Here is an 18,537-nt window from a genome sequence, read left to right on the forward strand (position 1 = left end):
GGCTACGGCGGTTCGACCCAAGACACTTGCGCCGCCGACATGTAGACGATCGCGCCCCGCTCGGCACCCGTGACACGCAGATAGTCGCGCAGTTGCGCCACATGCGCACTGTGTGTCGTCGCCGCGGGATTCACGTCTGACTTCCAGTCGACGACGAGTGTGATGCGCTCTCCCTCGATTGCGGCTGCATCTGCACGACCCGCAAGAAAACGCGGCGGATTTGCCGTCCAGAGCGAGACTTCGGGCACCAGTTTCGCGAGGAAGGGCGCGAGCTCAGGCAGGGCCAACGTGCTCAGCGCCGTCTCGGCCATCTCGATCGCGTCGGGCCTTGCGGCATCCGTCGGATCATCGGATTGCAGTTGAGCAAGCAGCTCGGTCGCGCGAAGGGTAGCCTCTTCACGAAATTGCTCAAGTTCCCCCGTGAGTAGCTCTTCCATAAGCTTGTGCAGGATCGTACCTCGGAGAGCGCCCGCTCCTACAATCCGCGCCGTCACGTCGGTCGCCGCATCGACTACGAATGCATCAACAAGGTCGGCGCTGCGATCAGCATCGCGGTCGCTCGGACGGTCCCATACGATCGGCGGTGAAGCGGCGGCTAGTCGCTGGCTTTCTGCAGAAAATACCGCCACTGTCTGATCATTGGCGATGGGTTGCGAAGCGCTCATCACAGGCTCGGGCAACGCGTCAGCTCGGATCTCGGAAAGTCGCTTTTGCCCCAGATTCATCACCCGCGACCACGATCGCGAGGGAGCGCCGGGCAGATCAGGGATCACCAAGAGATCTCGGGCACGCGTTGTTGCGACATACCAGAGCCGCTCGCGCTGCCGCGCCTCGCGAAATTCCTCCTCTTCACGGGCGGTAGCCAGTTCAGGCGGCTCGATCCCTCCGACGATCCAGTGAATTGTATCGTCTGACTGCCTATAGACGAACTGATCCTGGGGCTTGAACTGCGTCGACGAGTTCACGGTGATGACCACGGGCCATTCCAGCCCCTTGGCGCTGTGCATGGTGACGATCTCCACCGAGTCCTCGGACGCGTCGACTCTCCCTTCCGGATGCCGGCGCTTGCTCTGCCATCCGCGCTGGAGATCGAGCGCGAACGCGCGCAGCCCGGCAACGTTGTAGGGTCTGGCGAGTTCGACGATGGCATCAAGGTTTGCGAGCGCGCGCGCGTTGCGCTGGCCATGCCGAGCCGCCATGATCACTCTCAAGTTGAGGCGCTCGATTGCGAAAGCGACGAGCTGCATCGGCGTGAGTTCAGCGGCAAGGCGATGCAGCGCCTGGAGCTTCAACAGAACATCTTTTGCGAGGGGGTTGACTACGTCGTCCGCTGAGGTCCGCAACTGGAAGCGCCGGCGCCCATCTTGGTCGGGCGAGAGAGCCGCCGTAATATCAAGAAGGTCTTCATCGGTGAGTCCGAGGACGGGACCTCGCATGAGCGCGCCGAAAGCCAGAGTGTCGAGCGGGTCCGACAGCGCACGAACCAGGACGAGCATATCCTGAAGCTCCTGGCGCCGGAAGAGCGCGTGACCTGCCTGGGAGGCGACCGCGATGCGTTGCGCTTCGAGGGCGCGTTCGTAACGCCAGAGATCGGTGTGTGTAGGAGCAAGCAGCGCTATGTCGCCTGCGCGCAAATAGCGCTCAGTTCCATCCGGATGATGGATTTTCAGGGCGCCGATCAGGCGCGCGCACAGCTTGGCAACAGCTTCCGCCTCCGCTTCGCGCTGTTCCTCCGCGTTGGCATCACGTGGCACATCGATCGTCAGCTTCGCCGCCGCACTGATCGGCATTGGCGGCAGCGTAAGAGTCGGTGCGAGCGGGACGAAACCCGGTTGTCCCGCCTTTCCAAGAACGTCGCTGAACACGTGGTTTACGTGCGTGATGACATCCGGCCGGGATCTGAAATTCGCGGTGATAGAGAGTACGCAGCCATTGCCGGCCTTTCCAAGTACGGACTTCGCGAGGGCGTAAGACTCAATGTCAGCACCACGAAATCGATAGATCGCCTGTTTGGGGTCTCCTACCAAAAAGAGCGCTCCAGGGCGCAATGTTGCGCTGCTCCAAGTCGCTGGCTGCGAACGCGCAGCGAGGCAGAAAACGATCTCCGCCTGCACGGGATCAGTATCCTGGAATTCATCGACCAGCAGGTAAGCATACCGGCCGGCGAGCCAAGCGCGAATATCGGGGTTCTCGCAAACAAGCGCTCGCGCCTGACGTAACAAGTCATCGAAATCGAGAACGGCCGCCTCTCGCTTGCGCCGGTCGTACGCCTCGATCACCCCGGTCAGATGCGCAGCCAATTCATGCGCCAGACCTTGCGCAATGCAGCCAATCAACGTTCGATACGCGGTGCGAACCGTCTCGAAGTGTTCGACCGCTTCATTTGCGCGACGCCGTCCATCCTTCTCGCCAAGACTCTGCTTCCAAGCGCGCATCCTGTCATAAGACAGCAAGTCGATGCTTCTTTGCCGCATCATACCGATACGGGGCGGCTGGGTCAGGCGCCACAACGCGGAAAAACTCGCAGTGGCGTGATCGCCTGCAAAAAACGCAGAAAGGCGCTCAAGATCCGCGATGAGGCCTGCCGTCCACGGCTCTCCTGGTCCCGCGACATGCCAGCGGGCAAATGCAGAGACGGCGTCTGCGAACGTTTTGTCCGGGCGAGTTGAGAAATCCGGCGCCGGCACGGTCGCGGTGCGATGCTCTCGCCGGAGGATGGCAAGTTCGCGGACCCGCTCGACCACCCCCAGCGGGTCATCCTTGGCAAGGACACCGATGGGACCGCCGTCTGCTTCGTCAGAGACCAGCATCTCCTTCAGCCAATTCGCGAGCACTTCGTCAAAGAGTGCATTGGCAATGATCGCGTCCACAACACGCGAACCGGGATCGAGGCCCACGTCTATCCCGTGCGAACGAAGAATTCCTTGGCAAAACCCGTGGATGGTCGTGGCGGTGATTTCTCCGATGCGTGGTGCTGCCTCATCAAGATGCGCCCGCTCTGCTGGGTCTAACGGCAGTGAGAGAATTCCGGCAAGTGCGGGCGGAGTCCTTCCGTGGCGAAGCTCCTCGACCGTCCAGCGTATCCGCGCCTCCAGCTCGCTCGCCGCCGGTTCGGTGAAGGTGATCGCTGCAATCTTTGAAGGACCAATCCCGCTTGCGATCATCATCGCGACGCGCGCGGCCATCAATGACGTCTTGCCAGTGCCAGCCGCAGCCTCGACCAGCATGTTGGTCTCAAAATCAGTGAGCGCGCGTCTGCGGGCATCGAGGTCAGGCACGCTCACGGGCTACTCCAAAGTTTGTCTAGCGCGCTGTTCGCTCCAGCAAATAGACGCCGCTTTACGCGACGGTAAGAATCGAGCTCGGCTGGCAGGGCGATAGCAAGCGGATCAAAGAATATAGGCGCAGGTCCTGGCGCAATCTGGCCATTGCGTTGCAGCCGAACGCCGGCCGCCGTGAATGCGACCGCCTGGTCAATCGCCTTCTCAAGTTCCTCGTTCGTAAGGCTTAAAGTCCGCGCCGGGTCGTGCTTTAGGTAAGTCAATTGCGAGCTCACGCTCCGAACATCAGCAAGGAGAGACCGCACGGCGAGGCCGTAGAAGACACGCTGGAGTTCTGCGCCACGATCGAACACGACTAACTTCTTCCGCTCGGGCGCCGTCCCAACTTTATAGTCCGTGACGACTGCCGCGCCGCGTGCCGCGTCTTCGTCAAGGCGATCAATTCGTCCACGGAAGACAATTCCGGTCTTTCCGATCTGGACCGGTGAGAGTGTGGTCCATGGATGAGGTCCGTCATTGGGCTCGCCAAACGAAAGCTCGGTCCAGCTCCTGCCGCGCGGCTCATCGATTGTATCTTTGAGTCCTCGCAGCGCTCGCTCGCGTGCCATCTCCACTGTATGACGCCAGAGAAGCCCCGGTGGAACGGCTCTGGTGATTAGCCATCTTTCGGTAAGAAGGGCGGCCTCTCGATCCAGGGCAATCTCAATCTCATCGATGTTTTTTGGCGCGCCATTCCGCAACACGCCCGCAATAAGAGCGTGAACGAGCTCGCCGAAGGCGCGATGGTTTAGAGCGAGGGGCTGAGGGTCTAGATTTGGCTCGCGCCAGTGAAGGGCGTACTCCCAGACGAACCCCAACGGATCGCATAGAAGGCGATGGAGAGAGGTCGTGGATTGGACTTCGGAAAGGGCATCGACAACGAGCGGGTGGTTGGCACGAACCTTCCCATCATGAGCCGTGTGTTGCTCACCATCCCACCATGCGCGCCAACACGCACGACTTGCACGCACTTGGGGATCTTTGCCGGCGTCGCCAGGTCTGGCGTACAGACGATCGCTTTCGCTGAAAGCATGCGGGGGTATCGCGCTCCGCCCGACGACACGTTCTGCTTTTCTCGGCCACAATGTGCTGGCTGCTTGTAGAGATCCAGTCGCACTCCGATGGGCGCGTGACAGCGAGTAGTTGGTCGATTGGCCGACAATGATGTCATGCGTCATCCGGTCAATTTCGGCTGCTTCAGCGGACGGAAGTCGTAATTGCCCAAGCAGATGTTGCGGTAGCAACGCGTTTTCGTTCGACCGCCTGGGCCACGCGTTCGCATCCAGCCCGACGAGGCGAACATATGCGCGCGGGGCCGCCGCCACGTGACGGGCGGGTCCCCACGCGATAGAATTTCCCGGCTCGCGTCCGTCGGCAACGCGAAGAGCCTGCAAGGAGAGCTCGATTGCCTGTGGGGGCGCCATGCGCAAAGCATCCCGCCACAGGCTCAGCGCCGGCCCATTCAAAAGACTGCGCCCTACTCCCTCTGCCGACGCAATCCCGCCGGCCAAGTCTTCGAGAATCGGCAACAATGTCCGTTCCGCAAGGTCACCATTTGCCCTTTCGTCTCGAGTTTGCTCCAGAACATGCCGCCAAAGGGTCGGACTGGTCAGCGCCGCGCTTCGCCGCAAGCCTTTAGCCCAGTCGCTGGGCACGTTTTCCTTGGCTGGGCTGCGCGGCAGCCGGGCAAACAGGAGCCTCACGCGTTCCTGAGACAGCCCGCGTAGCAGGATGTCCGCGAGTGCAGCGCAGGCCTGCCCTTCACGGGTCGCTAGCGCCGGAATGCCGTGCGTGAAATGCACGGGCATACCTGCCTCGCGCGAGAGAACCAGAAACGCATCGTCCCAAGCCGACGGCGAGGCAGCCGAAATGGCGACCTCGTGGGGAGCGGCTTTTCCGTCCGCCACAAGCGCGCGCGCCCAACGCAATGATTCCCGCACTTCGTTTCGTGGATCGGCACAGAGATCTGCGGAGCCAAGCAATGCTGTGCCGGATGGGCGCGTTTGGGTCTTCCCAGAGAACCAGTCGCGCCGACTATGCTGCGATGCAATCCATCGCACCGGCACGACATCGCAGAGCGCCTGAATGAGCGGATACCAAACGGCTTGGATATTGGCGACGTCTTGAATAGTGACGGCGCCGAGTACTTTTGGAGCGAAACGAAGTCGCGCCAGGGCAGCTTTGACCAAATCGGGAGGCGTCAGCATTCCAGACGGCAGTTCGTCTCGGACGCGGCGTTCGAGCAACACAAAGTCCCTAAGGCGGGCATTGTCGGGCAAAGAAGCCGGGGCCTCCATGTCCCACCAGTCCCGGAGCGCCGATAGCGCAGCCGCGGGCATCCCCGGCAGTTCGGAAACCTTGCCAATGTCCTCGTATCCGCCCGCCTCGAGCGCCTGCCTGATAGCCAGATACAGGACCTCGTGCGAGGCTGGCGACACGAAGCCGCCGGCAAGGCGTGCGGCGAGAAGCGGCAGCGTCAGGACCTGCCGACCCGTGGCCCCTTCGCGAGCCGCATCAAGGCGCCGCATTCGCAGCGCTAAAGGCCCATCGACGACTACAGTATGGATTAGCATTTCGCGCCCTATCGCCGGACTGAAGGCAGCGATACCCGATCGCTGCCGAAATCGCGAATCTTAAGGGCGACGCAATTCCCGCCGTCTAACGCGTCGCCGCTATCGCGTCAGCCATCTCGTCGACGGTCTTCTTGAAGTGCGCCGGATCGTTCAGGGCGGCCTTCGCCGCTTCTGCCCATTCCGATCTTGTCGACATCCACCCGACCATCCTCCCGGCATCGATCCCGCGGTTTCGGGCGAGATAGGGTGACAAGATCTTAGCCGGCACCGATTCGCGCAGTAAGTCGGCGCTCTCTGGATGGATCATGTTAAACACGCGCCAAGCCCGGGAAACGGCAACCAGTTCTCCATTCTCTGCAAGCTTGGACAACAGTTCGAGGATTGGCCCAGGCGGTGTGATTTGTGTCTCCGAACCTTTGTCGACGACGGCTTCCGCTACACGCGTAGGCTGCTCAATTCCGGTTGCGGAGAGCGCCACGGAGAGCGCTTCCACTGCCTCGTCGCCTCCGACGCCAGCGAAATACTGTGCGCGGTCGGTGAACCCTCTGGCCGCGTGCGCAGCGACCTCGTCCTTGTCCGCCGGCAGGACCCGCAGGATGCCATCTTCGTATTCGAATATGCCGGCCGCCACGAGGGAGGCGAAATCCTTCTCGAACCGAGGATGCTCCGCATCGACGCCGAAAAGACTTGCGGTGTCGCCGGAAACGACGAGCGCTAAGGTGTCCGGCTCGAGCTGCGGGATCAATCTCTTGCTGCCTTTTCCTCCGAGCAAGAGAGAGACGACCATCGATTCCCGCAACCGCTGTCCCGCACCGGAGCCAGGCCGAAGCAGAGCGGACTTGCTTCGGTGAATGACGGACGATGAAAAAACGTAGGGCACGACGGCGCGGTAGTAGTTGTGCGAGAGTCCGTCGCCATCCGATATCTCCAGTTTCCCCTCATCCAACCAAAACAATGCGGGGATCCAACATGGCTGGGGCAGAAACGCGATCAGCCTCCGGCGAAATGCGCCAGGATCGACGGGCCGTTCCGACCCTGCCAACGATCTGCTGAGGTCGTGCCAATCTCGAAAGCCGCCCGCGATCGCGGCGGCTTGCTGGCAACGATTAAGCGGAAAAATGATCCCGCTGTCGTCGAACAAAGATTTGAGGTTCTTAGCGAATTTCTTCGCGCCTTCGAGGGTCGAGAACATGCGAGCGTCCTTCATCTCGGCCGGGTCAAGACGCGCTGCTCGTCTCATCGGCCGAATGAGGGGAATCGGTCGCGAGAGCTGGATGATGAAGTAGTCGTTGGACCAAAAGTCCTTTGCCGAGGCAGCGGCCTAGCCGACGAAGGCGGCGTGAGGCGAATCTATTGCCGTTCGCCGAACTTTTCAACAATTAGTGTGAATTGTCCCGTGATCTTTGCTCGTCCGAGATTCCCTTCCGAGGACTTCGGTCTGCGACCTTGGCGCATTGTAGACGTCACTCCGAACTGTCCGCGAAAGCAAGGCACGAAGCATGGAACTAACGTAGCAGGAGCTCCGCGACGCCGGCTTCATTGTAATCGCCAGCGATGCCAGCATCTAATCAGCGGACAGCACCGGTAGCGGTTTGTCGCATACACTTTCGTGACGCGATCGCTCGAGACACGTCAGGCAGGTGCATCTGCCGCGACCAGGATTTCCTGGACGCCTATCGAAGATAGTATCCGCCGGGCGGTACGGCGCGGCGGAAGAGATAAGCTCGACCCTTTCGGGCCGAGAGCAGTTTCACGCCGATAGCCGCTTGCCGATCTCACGCTCTATGATGCGCACGGCGCCGAATCGTTCGACAGGAATCAGCGATGAAGATCGCATATCGTTCCGACCATCGGAAACCGTTCAAGAGCGCGGACGTCATGGAAACGGGCGGTGACCATCTCGACGTCGCCGATTTTCCGGACATCTCGCGCAAAGCCGAGATGGCGTTGCGGAACAGCCCCGAGCATAGCGATATCCGCGCCAACGCGCTCTATCTCTACTCGGATCCGCAAATGGCCGAACAGGACTGGCGGCACCGCGGCAAAGGCGTGCGCACCCTCTACAAGGTGTCTTTCGAGGACGACGACCTGCTCCACACCGGGGACTTGGATACATTCGATCGCGTCGCGAAGGACATCGCAGCGGGGAATACCCCGTCCGTCAACGTCGAGAAGTATTGGGCCGGATGCAGCCCTTCCAGATATTCGGAGCATCTGGTCCGCAAGGCAACCGTCATCGAGATCGTGCGGGAAGCCGCAAGCTGGAAATCGTTTTATCGGACCGCGGTCGAGAGGCTTCGCGACGAGCCCGGCAACGCGGACTGGTACCGCAATCAGACGCTGGACCGGAAGGATTAGGGATCATGGGCCAGGCGAAGCACCGGCGCACGCAGATTGACGGTTGGAAAGCCACCCTCTCGCCCACCGAGGTCCAGATCGCCGAAGCGGCGCAGCGCTTGCTCGAACGTTTCATCGAGCCCGATGAAGCCACCGGCATGTGCTATCGCATGACGTTCCTGCTGCACCTGTACCTCGCAGAGCGAGGCATCGGCACGACGCCGGTCGTGGGCTACGTCAACGACGGGACGGACGACGCGATGATATCCCACGCGTGGCTCGGGTACGAAGGAAAGAAGACCGATTTGACCCTTGCGCGGGCCGAGCGCCCCGACCTCAATCCGCTCGGCGAGGTACTGATCCTGGATTTTCCTGTTCGGCAGGGGCACAAGTACACCTATCACATCACCAAATCGGAGGCGGCAACTGCGTTGGAGGAGAAGTGGCTCGCCCAGCCGCGATCGGCCGGCGTCGTTCTGAGCAAGCGCACCGAGCATGAAATGATGGCGGGACTTGCGCAGAGCCGGCAACGAATGCGGGTGTATCTCGACAACGCTCCTGATAGGCTCACCTACAGATTCTTTTCGGACATGTTGGATAGGCCATGACCTTCATGCTGCTCACCGGCGCGGGGTTCTCCCATAACTGGGGCGCACCGCTGGCATCGCAGGTGTTCAGTTCGGTCTTGAGCGATCGCGATATCGATGGAGAGACGCGCGAGAGGCTGATTGCTTCGGGCGGCGCTTTCGAGGGCGTTATGGCCGATTTTCAGATTTCGAGCGATCCTGAGGACCAGAAGCGCTACGAAGCGCTGCTCACGTCGGTGGTCGGGATCTTCAACGGCATGAACCAATCCTTCATGCAGACCCAGTTCGAATTTGAGAACCCGCCAAGCGTCCAGCATTCCATGGCTGCTTTCCTGAGCCGGTTTCACGCCATCTTCACGCTCAATCAGGACACTCTGTTGGAGCAGCATTACAATCCGCACATCGGGCCGCCGATGAACTGGGGTCATCTCCAATGTCCCGGCATGCGTTACATGCAGCCTTATACGCCGACCGGCTCGCGACACGACAAGTTCGCGATCATGGAGCCCCATCCACCCTTCGCCACCATCCCCGGGAGCGGCGCGCAGCCTTACGTGAAACTCCACGGTTCCGTGAATTGGGTAGAGTCCAATCGCGGCAAGCGCATCATCATCATGGGCGGTGCAAAAGCCGTCAGCATAGGCCGCTTTCCGGTTTTGACCTGGTACCACGATGAGTTTCGCAGAATGCTCGCACGACCATCGGCTCGGTTGATGGTGATCGGCTACAGCTTCAGCGACGAGCACATCAACGACGCCATCGTCGATGGCCTTGCTTCCCATCTGAAGCTGTTCGTCGTCGATCCCACCCCATTCCAGGCCATCGATCGAGACAAGCGCATCGACCGGAAGCAGATTATAGGGATGATGAATACGCCGCTGAAAGACATCTTCGGCGGCAACCGCTACGCCCACACCGAGATCTCGAAGTTCTTTAGCTGAAGTCCGGAGATCCGGCGCATTCTCGTCGTGGCTCGTCTCCTGCAATTGTCTCTCGGTTCGACACTCGGCGCAACGACGAACATTTGAGGAAGCAGACTGGCCGTCACCGTCACTGCGAAGATATTCAAGAAGCCGTTTTCAGGGGCGAACGGCACGAACATGCTCGGCGCCGCGCGCTGACATCATCCGTTCGTTAGTCGAGGTCGGCTAAAGCTAGCACCGCGCACCACACGTCGGTGTTGTTCATTGCGATGCATGCTTGTTCGGCCCGCTCTGCGAAGAGCCTTGTTGCCTTTGATCCGTTCAAGCGGATCCTTTGACAAGTCTCAATGATGTTCTGACGGTCAGAGAGCTAGGCGATCGGATCACTGAAATGGCGTGGAGGAGTTCGCCGATGTTCGCTGGCGCTTATTCGACGGATATTCGACGACTCTTCGAGAGAAGCCGTAAGTTGTTGAAATCTCTGGCGCTCCCTAGGGGAATCGAACCCCTGTTTCAGCCTTGAGAGGACGACGGCAAAGCGCAGGCGGGCGATAGCGCGAAGTCACTCACAAACGAGTGACGTCCAGTCGCCCAAGATCACCGTCGTCGCGGTAGCTAGTTGGTAGCTATGAGGGTATTTAAAACTACGGAGATTTCTTTAACCGCTTGATTTGTCTGGTACAGTTGGGTGGGCTCGAACCACCGACCTCCTGTTCCACAGACAGGCGCTCTAACCAACTGAGCTACAACTGCATCCTGGCGAGCCGCGCCCTGGGACGCCCTGCGAGAGGGCCGGTGCCGAGGGGAGCTGGACGGGGCGGAAACTAGGTGCAACGGCCCGGTTTGGCAAGGCCGCAATGGGGTGGAAAACCGGGTGAAATCACCGGACGTGCGATGAAATCGGGCGGGATCCCCGTGCCGCTTGCGCCGGCCGCATATGACGCGCTCGACGTTATGGCGCTTCGCCTCCACATCGTCATGGCCGGGCTTGTCCCGGCCATCCACGTCTTCGCTCCCGAGGCACCAAGAACGTGGATGCCCGGGCCTTCGCCTCGCCGAAGCGGCTTCGGCCGCGCAAGCGGGACAAGCCCGGGCATGACGACCTTCCTGGATTCCGCGCGTGGAGCCAGAGCGGCAAAGAAAAAACCCGGGCGCTTGGCCCGGGCTTCTCCAGTTCAATCCTGCCTCACCGCTCAGGCGGCCGGCGGCATGTACTTCGAGGCGGTGGCCTTGATCGGCTCGGCGGTCGCGGTGGCGACGCGCTGGGTGAGCTCGACCAGCTCCTTGGCCTGGGACTGGAAGGTCTCGACCTGCTTGCGGGCGTGCCCGGTCCAAAGCTCCAGCGCTTCGGTCGGCGACTTGGCGCCGAACAGCTGCTGGGCGAAGTCGAGCTGGGCCGAGGTGTTGGCCTTCATGAACTCGACCAGCTTGGCGGTGTATTCGCTGGCGCCCTTGGAGGCCGAGGTGAACACGGCTTCGACGGTGCCGTTATGGGTCTCGGCGGCGTCCTTGAACTTGGCGTAGTTCTCGCGAGCCTGCGCCGCGCCCTTCTCGGCGAACGCACGCATCTGCTCGGGAACCTCGAACGGGATGATCGAGGCAGAAAACGGATCAGTCGCACCTGTCATGGTTGTCCCTCACGCTAATTGAAAAAATGGAGTGAGCCTTCTGGCGCGCCCGCCGGCCCCCAAGATGGGCCCTTGCCTTCAGCGGGTACGAAGACTGGAAACGCAAAACGATGAGATGGCTCGCCCAGCGCCCAGACTATGGCTGCCTATCATGTCAACATTGTGCATCGCAACGCGGCAGACGGGTGCATTGCAAAATTTAATCTAGGTCAGGATGAGGTTCCGATACGGGGGAACCGGGGGTTGAGGCGGGGTGATGCGCGGCACGCTGTCGAGCGGCTTTTTTACCCTCCCCTGGAGGGCCCCCTGGAGGGGGAGGGTCGATCGCGCAGCGCGAGCGGGGTTGGGTGATCTCTCCACACGGGCAGCGCCTGTGGGGAGAGACTGTCACCCCACCTCGGTTCGCGCTGCGCGCGAACCGATCCTCCCCCTCCAGGGGAGGATGGGCACCGCCCGTGCGGAAAGCGAATCCCTTGGATGAACCCGGCGGCGGCTTGCAGGGTTGCCGGGATTAAGGTTATCGCCGCTTGGAGGCTTTGGGCCGTGGACCTGCCCGTCCCCGCGGGCGATACTAACTCTTTCTTAAGGCTGCCATTCCCGGCAGCGCAGCATGCGCGAGTGACAAGCCGGCCCGATGACGCGTTCGGATTTCCAGTTGCGAGGGGTGGGCGATCCGCGGCTGGCCGTGCATGCGACCTCCCCCATGCCCGCCTGGCTGTGGTCGGCCGACGGCGCGCGCGTGCTGTGGGCCAATCCGGTCGGGGCAAAACTGTTCGGGGCCGCCAACAGCGCCGGCCTTGCCGACAAGGTGTTCGGACCCGCCGATAGCCATCGCCGCCAGATCGTCAGGCTCGCGCGTCAGCTGCCGGCAGGCGGCAGCGTGCGGCTGCAACGGCTGCGCGGCTTCGGCGCCCGGCTCGGCACGCTGATGACCTGTGCCTGCAGCCGGCTCGACTTTGCCGATGGCAGCCACGCGCTGCTCGTGATCGCGATGGACCCGACGCTGCGCCCGATGCCGCTGGTCGAGCGGCTGCATCGGCTCGTGGCCGGCGCCGAGGTGCCGATGGCCGCGTTCGCTCCCGATGGCTTGTTCGCCGGCGCGAGCGAGGCCGCCCGCGCCCTGCTCGGCTTCCGCGATCTGTTCGAAGCCGGACTCGAACGGGCCCGCGGCGATGCGCTGCGCGAGGGGCGCGCCGCGACGCCGATCGGGATCGGCCAGATGGTGCTGCAACGGGTCGGCACGGGCGCCGATGTCGGCCTGGTCGCGCTGATCGAGCCGGCCGCCACGACAGCGGCGCCGCGCGATCCCGCGCCCGAGGCCACGCCAGACATCGCGGCTCCGCCCGCAACGCCGGAGGACGCACAGCCTGCGCCACCGGAGGAGGCTCCGTCCGGGGTCGCGCTGTTCGACGCCTTCAGCGATCCGCCCGAGACGCCGACCGAGACGGCCGCGCCCACGCTGCCGGCCTGCGCGGCGGCGGCGGACGCTGCGGGCAAGACTCCGGTTGAAAACCAGCCGCAAGCCATTGCATCGCCACAGGCCGAGGCGATCAATGCGGGCATGGTCGAGCCGCCATCGGGCCAGCAGTCCTTGGGACAGGAGTCCATGGATCAAGAGTCCCTGGATCAGCCGTCCTTGGATCAGGCGTCCTCGGGCAAGGAGCCCGCGGGCCGGCAACCGCCGCCCGCACCGCGTCAGCATCCGCTGCGCTTTCTCTGGCAGATGGATGCAGATGGCCGCTTCGTGCTGCTCTCCGACGATTTCATCGGCCTGATCGGCGCGCGCACCGCGAGCGGCTTCGGCCGTCCCTGGCGCGAGATCGCCGCGGACTTCTCGCTCGATCCCGATGGCCGCGTGGCCAAGGCGCTGGACAGCCAGGACACCTGGGCCGGCATCACCGTGAACTGGCCGGCCGACGGCGGCGAGCACCTTCCGGTCGAGCTCGCCGGTCTGCCGGTCTACGACAACGCGCGCAACTTCGCCGGCTTCAAGGGCTTTGGCGTCTGCCGCGATCTCGATGCGCTCAACCGGCTGGAAGCGCTCCGCCGCTTTGCGCAGCTCACCGAGCCGCCGGCGCCGCAGGGACTTTCGGCCGACGCGGTCGAGCCCAAGAGAGACTCGGAATTAGAGTCAGAGCCCGAGCAAGAGCCGCAATCAGAGCCGGAGCCCGAAGCAGCGGCGGCGGCGCCGATCGAGCCGCCCATACCCGAGCCGATCGCCGAGCCCGACTTGCCAGAGCCCACAACCGACGCGACTTCACACCCAACCGAGCTGGACACGCCCGTGGAAACGCCTCCCAATGTCGTGCCGTTCCGTCCGCACGGCGACACGCGCGCGCCGACGCTGACGCCGGTCGAGAACAGCGCGTTCAACGAGCTCGCGCGGCAATTGTCCGAGCGGCTCGAACGCGAGCGCGAGACCATCGCGGCCGACGCATCATCCGAGCCGCCAGCGGAGATCGCAGCCGAGCCGGCGGCGCCGGAGGTGGAGGCGCCGCAAGCCGCCGCCGAATGGCTGACCGAGCCCGCACCGCCGGCCCGCGGTATGAGCACGCGCGACCGCACGCTGCTCGACCTGCTGCCGACCGGCATCCTGATCTACAGGCTCGACCGCCTGCTCTATGCCAACCCCGCGTTCCTCGCGCGCATGGGCCATGCCAGCGTGAGCGCGCTGGAGCAGGCCGGCGGCCTCGACGCGCTCTATGTCGAGCCGGGCGTGTCGCCCGCGAGCAGCACCTCGCAAGCGGGCACGCCGGTCACGATCAGCGCGGCGGTCGCGGACGGCGAAGCGCCGCCGGCGACGACGGATGCGCATCTGCACACGATCGACTGGGACGGCGAGAGCGCGCATGCGCTGATCTGCGCGCTGCCGCAGGCCGTCGCCGCACCGCCCGTCGCAGCGGCGCCTGTTTTCGCAGAGCCCTTCCCGGATCCCGATCCCGAGCCCATGGCCGGCGATGCCGAGGCGGAAGATCTCGCCGCGATCCTCGACACCACCGCCGAAGGCATCGTGATGTTCGATGCCGAGGGCAACATCCACGCCTGCAACCGCAGCGCGGAGGCGCTGTTCGGCTATGACGGCGCGGCGCTGCTCGAGCAGAACCTGCTGACGCTGTTCGCGCCCGAGAGCCAGCAGATCGTCGCCGACTATCTGCAAAGCCTGAAGAGCCAGGACATCGCGAGCCTGCTCGACCACGGCCGCGAGGTGCTGGGGCGCGAGAAGAAGGGCGGCGTGATCCCGCTGGCGATGATCATGGGCCGCACCCGCCCCGACGGGCCGAACTTCTTCGCCGTGTTCCGCGACCTCTCGCAGGCGAAAAAGGGCGAGAGCGAATTGACCCAGGCGCGCCGCCTGGTCGACGGCGCCGCAAACGCAAAAGCCGACATGCTGGCGCGGATCAGCCACGAGATCCGCACGCCGCTCAACGCCATCATCGGCTTCGCCGAGGTGATGATCTCGGAACGCTTCGGCACGCTCGGCAACGAGCGCTACGGCGAGTACATGAAGGACATCCGCGCCTCCGGCGAGCGTGTCATCGCCATAATCGACGACCTGCTGGAGCTGTCGCGGATCGAGACCGGCAAGCTCGACCTGGATTTCGCCAACCTCAATCTCAACGACCTCGTCGAGGCGTGTGTCACGGTGATGCAGCCGCAGGCCAACCGCGAGCGCATCATCATCCGCACCTCGCTCGCCCATGCGCTGCCGCAGGTGAACGTCGACGCGCGCGCGATGCGGCAGATCACCATGAACCTGATCTCGAACTCGATCCGGCTCGCCAGCGCCGGCGGCCAGGTCATCGTCTCGACCGCGCTGAGCGACCGCGGCGAGATCGCATTGCGCATCCGCGACACCGGTCATGGCCTGTCCGAGCGCGAAGTCGCCGCCGCGATGGAGCCGTTCCGCACTCCGCCGCCGGGCGATGCCGCCGACAGCTCGGCGCTGAGCCTGTCGCTGACCAAGGCACTGGTCGAAGCCAACCGCGCGCGGTTCAACATCAAGAACGCAGGCCACGGCACGCTCATCGAGGTGGTGTTCGCGCCGGCGCTGGCGAAGGCCTGAGGCGCTCACTGGCTTGCGGGAAGGCCGCGCCCAAGCGCCGCCGCCTGCTGCAGGCTGATGCCGTTGGCCAGCGGGTCGGCGTGGCGATGCGCCAGGTGCCACTCGGTGCCCACGCGCCGGTAGACGAGCGTCACGCGCAGAGCCCATTCCTGCGCGGGCAGCCCTCCGACCTCGACGCTGTCCCGCTCGATCAGCGCCAGGACGACCATGTCCTGCGAGCCAAAGGTCTGGACGACCTCCTGCCTGTGCGTTCCGTTCCTGAAGAACCGGCCCATCCGCTCCCACCTTTCGGGCGTGTACTCCGCGGCCTTTGACGGGACCCCGCCGAACGGCGACATCAGCACGAAATCGTCGGTGATGGAGATCATCTGCCGATAGGCCCCGACGTCACCGCGCATCAGTGCCGCGTTCGACTGCTGGGTCTGGGCCAGCAGCTTTGCGATGACGTCATCGGCCCGTGCCGCCTCGGCGACGACGAGCGGCATGCACGCCATGCCTGCGAGCGTGTTGCGCCTGGACATCGGCGCGGGTGCTGCCGGAGAATGCGGATCGCGATCGTTCTTCATGAGAAGAGCTCCATGATGGTTCATGCGGTTTCGCTAGCGCTGGATGCCGCTTTGACCGTCGTGAAGCTACTGATAAGATCGCAGCATCATGCTGAATCCTGCTCAGCTTGCTCGCGTCGACGTCACGCTCCTCGTGGTGTTCAACACCGTGCTGGAGGAGGGTCAGGTGTTGCGTGCGGCAGACAAGCTCAATCTCACGCCGTCCGCGGTGAGCCACCAGCTGCGGCGGCTGCGGCGCATTTTCCACGATCCCTTGTTCCTGAAGACGCCGACCGGCGTGAAGCCGACGGAGCGCGCGCTTGCGCTCGTCGGCCCCGTCGCCGAGCTGCTGTCCCGCCTCGACGCGATCGTGTCGGCCGCCGCGCCCTTTGACCCGAGAACTGCGAGACGCTCGTTCACGATCGGCGCACCGGATGCACTGGCCGCGGTCTTTCTCGATGCTCTCCTCAAGATCATCGCCCGGGAAGGACCGGGGATCGACATCCGGCTGCTGCAGTTGATGCCGCAACGGCACAGCAAGTCGTCGAGCCAGGTCTGGCAGGACACGCTCTCCGAGCTCGATTCGCACCGGCTCGATCTTGCCGTGCTGCCGGTCGGTCCGCTGCCGTCACGTTACGCCGAACGGTTGCTGTTCGAGGAAGACTTCGTCGTCGCCATGCGCAAGGGCCACCGCATGGCCCGCAAGGTCACGCTCTCAGCCTATCTTGCGGCACCGCATCTGCTGGTTTCCGCCATCGGCGATGCGCTCGGCATCGTCGACATCAAGCTGGCCGAACGCGGCCATTCGCGCCGCGTGGCGCTGACCGTGCCCAGTTTCATGATGGCGCTGGCGCAGCTCGCCGAGAGCGATTTCATCGGGACGTTGCCGCGTCACCTCGTCGAGCGCCATGCCGCGCGCTTCGACCTCGTGATGCGCCCTGTGCCGTTTCCGTGGACACCGGACCCGGTGCGTGTCGTCGCCTCACGAGCTGCGATGGCGGACGCCGGGGTCGCCTGGCTGTTCGAGACGGTGGCGCGCTGCATGGGTCCGACGAGGCCTATAGCGTCCAAGCGCCGCGCGCCCGCCTGAAGCTGAAAAGCGAGCGGAAGCAAAAAAGGGGCACGGCCTGCGCCGTGCCCCTTTGCTTCAGACCGCTTGCCTGGTCTCAGCTGTAGATCTCGAACAGGCCGGCGCCGCCCTGGCCGCCGCCGATGCACATCGTGACGACGCCCCACTTGGCCTTGCGGCGGGCGCCTTCCTGCAGGAGGTGGCCGGTGAGACGCGCGCCGGTCATGCCGAAGGGATGGCCGATCGCGATCGAGCCGCCGTTGACGTTGTACTTGGCGGGATCGATGCCGAGCTGGTCGCGGCAGTAGAGGCACTGGCTGGCGAAGGCTTCGTTGAGCTCCCACAGGTCGATGTCGTCGACCTTGAGGCCGGTGCGCTTGAGCAGCTTCGGAATCGCGAACACCGGGCCGATGCCCATCTCGTCGGGCTCGCAGCCGGCGGTGGCCCAGGCGACGAAGCGGCCGAGCGGCTTCAGCCCGCGCTTCTCGGCGTCCTTGGCTTCCATCAGCACCACCGCGGCGGCGCCGTCCGAGAGCTGGCTGGCATTGCCGGCGGTGACGAACTTGCCGGGGCCCTTCACCGGCTCGAGCTTGGCGAGACCTTCCAGCGTGGTCTCGGGCCGGTTGCACTCGTCGCGGTCGACGACGTAGTCGACGATGCTCTCGGCCTTGGTCTGCTTGTCGACGACCTTCATCTTCGTCTTCATCGGGACGATCTCGTCCTTGAACTTGCCGGCCTGCTGCGCCGAGGCCATGCGGCGCTGCGATTCCAGCGAGAACTCGTCCTGGTATTCGCGGCTGAGCTTGTAGCGCTCGGCGACGATGTCGGCGGTGTCGATCATCGCCATGAAGATGTCGGGCGCGACCTTGAGCAGCTCCGGATCGACCGATTCCTTCGGCGTGGCACCGCCGGGGATCGAGATGCTCTCGACGCCGCCGGCGACGATGCAGTCCGCGCCGTCAGAGCGGATCGAGTTGGCGGCCATCGCGATGGTCTGCAGTCCCGAGGAGCAGAAGCGGTTCACCGAGACGCCGGCGGTGGTCTTCGGCAGGCCGGCGAGCAGCGCGGCCTGGCGGCCGATGTTCGGCGCGCCGTGGGCGCAATTGCCGAGATAGCAGTCCTCGACATAGTCCTTCTCGACGCCGGCGCGATCGACCGCGTGCTGGATGGCGTGGGCCGCGAGCGACATCGGCGGCGTGATGTTGAACCCGCCGCGGCCGGATTTTGCCAGGCCCGTGCGCGCATAGGAAACGATGACGGCTTCACGCATGTGTTTCTCCCTTATCGAACGATTTGAACGGAGCGTAGATACGAGGCGTTCTGGGCGCCATTGGTACACAAAGTCAGGAGGTCGCGGGAAAATAAAACGCCGCCTCCATTGACGGAGGCGGCGTTGTTCCGCGGGTCGGAATTTGGTGCTCGTCATTCCGGGGCGATGCGCCAGCATCGAACCCGGAAGCTCGAGATTCCGGGTTCTCGCTTCGCGAGCCCC

At 63.7% G+C, this 18,537-nt stretch carries 11 protein-coding genes and 1 tRNA gene; 5 read left to right on the plus strand and 7 right to left on the minus strand.

The window, feature by feature from the left end; translation table 11 throughout:
* Positions 1 to 2 precede the first annotated feature (2 nt).
* From AC3WLX_RS30440 to AC3WLX_RS30450, 3 genes are all read right to left on the minus strand, one after another.
* The gene (locus tag AC3WLX_RS30440) at positions 3 to 3,284 is read right to left on the minus strand and encodes a UvrD-helicase domain-containing protein (RefSeq protein WP_245325050.1); all 3,282 of its coding nucleotides are present in this window, start codon (positions 3,282 to 3,284) and stop codon (positions 3 to 5) included.
* The gene (locus tag AC3WLX_RS30445; protein ID WP_245325048.1) at positions 3,281 to 5,848 is read right to left on the minus strand and encodes a PD-(D/E)XK nuclease family protein; all 2,568 of its coding nucleotides are present in this window, start codon (positions 5,846 to 5,848) and stop codon (positions 3,281 to 3,283) included. Before AC3WLX_RS30445 ends, AC3WLX_RS30440 begins: the two co-directional genes overlap by 4 nt.
* 130 nt (positions 5,849 to 5,978) lie before the next feature.
* On the minus strand, positions 5,979 to 7,085 hold the full coding sequence (locus AC3WLX_RS30450; RefSeq protein WP_156456690.1) for a hypothetical protein: 1,107 nt from the start codon (positions 7,083 to 7,085) through the stop codon (positions 5,979 to 5,981).
* Between the two features lie 632 nt (positions 7,086 to 7,717).
* Between AC3WLX_RS30450 and AC3WLX_RS30455 the strand changes: the two genes are divergently transcribed.
* Genes AC3WLX_RS30455 through AC3WLX_RS30465 form a run of 3 tightly spaced genes read left to right on the plus strand, consistent with a single transcriptional unit; the run spans position 7,718 to position 9,758 of the window.
* Positions 7,718 to 8,251: a hypothetical protein gene (locus tag AC3WLX_RS30455; RefSeq protein WP_061020541.1), complete on the plus strand. Its 534-nt coding sequence runs from the start codon at positions 7,718 to 7,720 to the stop codon at positions 8,249 to 8,251.
* Positions 8,252 to 8,256: 5 nt separating this feature from the next.
* The gene (locus AC3WLX_RS30460) at positions 8,257 to 8,838 is read left to right on the plus strand and encodes a hypothetical protein (protein WP_061020540.1); all 582 of its coding nucleotides are present in this window, start codon (positions 8,257 to 8,259) and stop codon (positions 8,836 to 8,838) included.
* A complete protein-coding gene (locus tag AC3WLX_RS30465) occupies positions 8,835 to 9,758 on the plus strand; it encodes an SIR2 family protein (RefSeq protein WP_061020539.1) in 924 nt (307 codons plus the stop codon). The genes AC3WLX_RS30460 and AC3WLX_RS30465 overlap by 4 nt, the downstream gene beginning before the upstream one ends.
* A gap of 658 nt (positions 9,759 to 10,416) precedes the next feature.
* Here AC3WLX_RS30465 and AC3WLX_RS30470 read toward each other — a convergent pair.
* Together AC3WLX_RS30470 and AC3WLX_RS30475 are read right to left on the minus strand one after the other, a co-directional pair.
* Positions 10,417 to 10,493 (minus strand) — tRNA-His (locus tag AC3WLX_RS30470).
* Positions 10,494 to 10,933: 440 nt separating this feature from the next.
* On the minus strand, positions 10,934 to 11,368 hold the full coding sequence (locus AC3WLX_RS30475) for a phasin (protein ID WP_492338711.1): 435 nt from the start codon (positions 11,366 to 11,368) through the stop codon (positions 10,934 to 10,936).
* Positions 11,369 to 12,002: 634 nt separating this feature from the next.
* Between AC3WLX_RS30475 and AC3WLX_RS30480 the strand changes: the two genes are divergently transcribed.
* Positions 12,003 to 15,431 carry a PAS domain S-box protein gene (locus tag AC3WLX_RS30480; protein WP_492338712.1) on the plus strand — a complete coding sequence of 1,143 codons (3,429 nt, stop codon included), beginning with the start codon at positions 12,003 to 12,005 and terminating at the stop codon, positions 15,429 to 15,431.
* 5 nt (positions 15,432 to 15,436) lie between these two features.
* Here the strand turns inward: AC3WLX_RS30480 and AC3WLX_RS30485 are convergent, their stop codons facing one another.
* Entirely contained in the window at positions 15,437 to 15,997 is a 561-nt protein-coding gene (locus tag AC3WLX_RS30485) for a YybH family protein (RefSeq protein ID WP_492338713.1), read from the minus strand.
* A gap of 88 nt (positions 15,998 to 16,085) precedes the next feature.
* Between AC3WLX_RS30485 and AC3WLX_RS30490 the strand changes: the two genes are divergently transcribed.
* Positions 16,086 to 17,066 carry a LysR family transcriptional regulator gene (locus AC3WLX_RS30490; protein WP_492338714.1) on the plus strand — a complete coding sequence of 327 codons (981 nt, stop codon included), beginning with the start codon at positions 16,086 to 16,088 and terminating at the stop codon, positions 17,064 to 17,066.
* A gap of 76 nt (positions 17,067 to 17,142) precedes the next feature.
* Here AC3WLX_RS30490 and AC3WLX_RS30495 read toward each other — a convergent pair whose 3' ends face one another.
* On the minus strand, positions 17,143 to 18,315 hold the full coding sequence (locus AC3WLX_RS30495) for a thiolase family protein (protein ID WP_492338715.1): 1,173 nt from the start codon (positions 18,313 to 18,315) through the stop codon (positions 17,143 to 17,145).
* Between the last annotated feature and the right edge of the window lie 222 nt (positions 18,316 to 18,537).

The organism is Bradyrhizobium sp. FW305-F6, assembly GCF_058782905.1.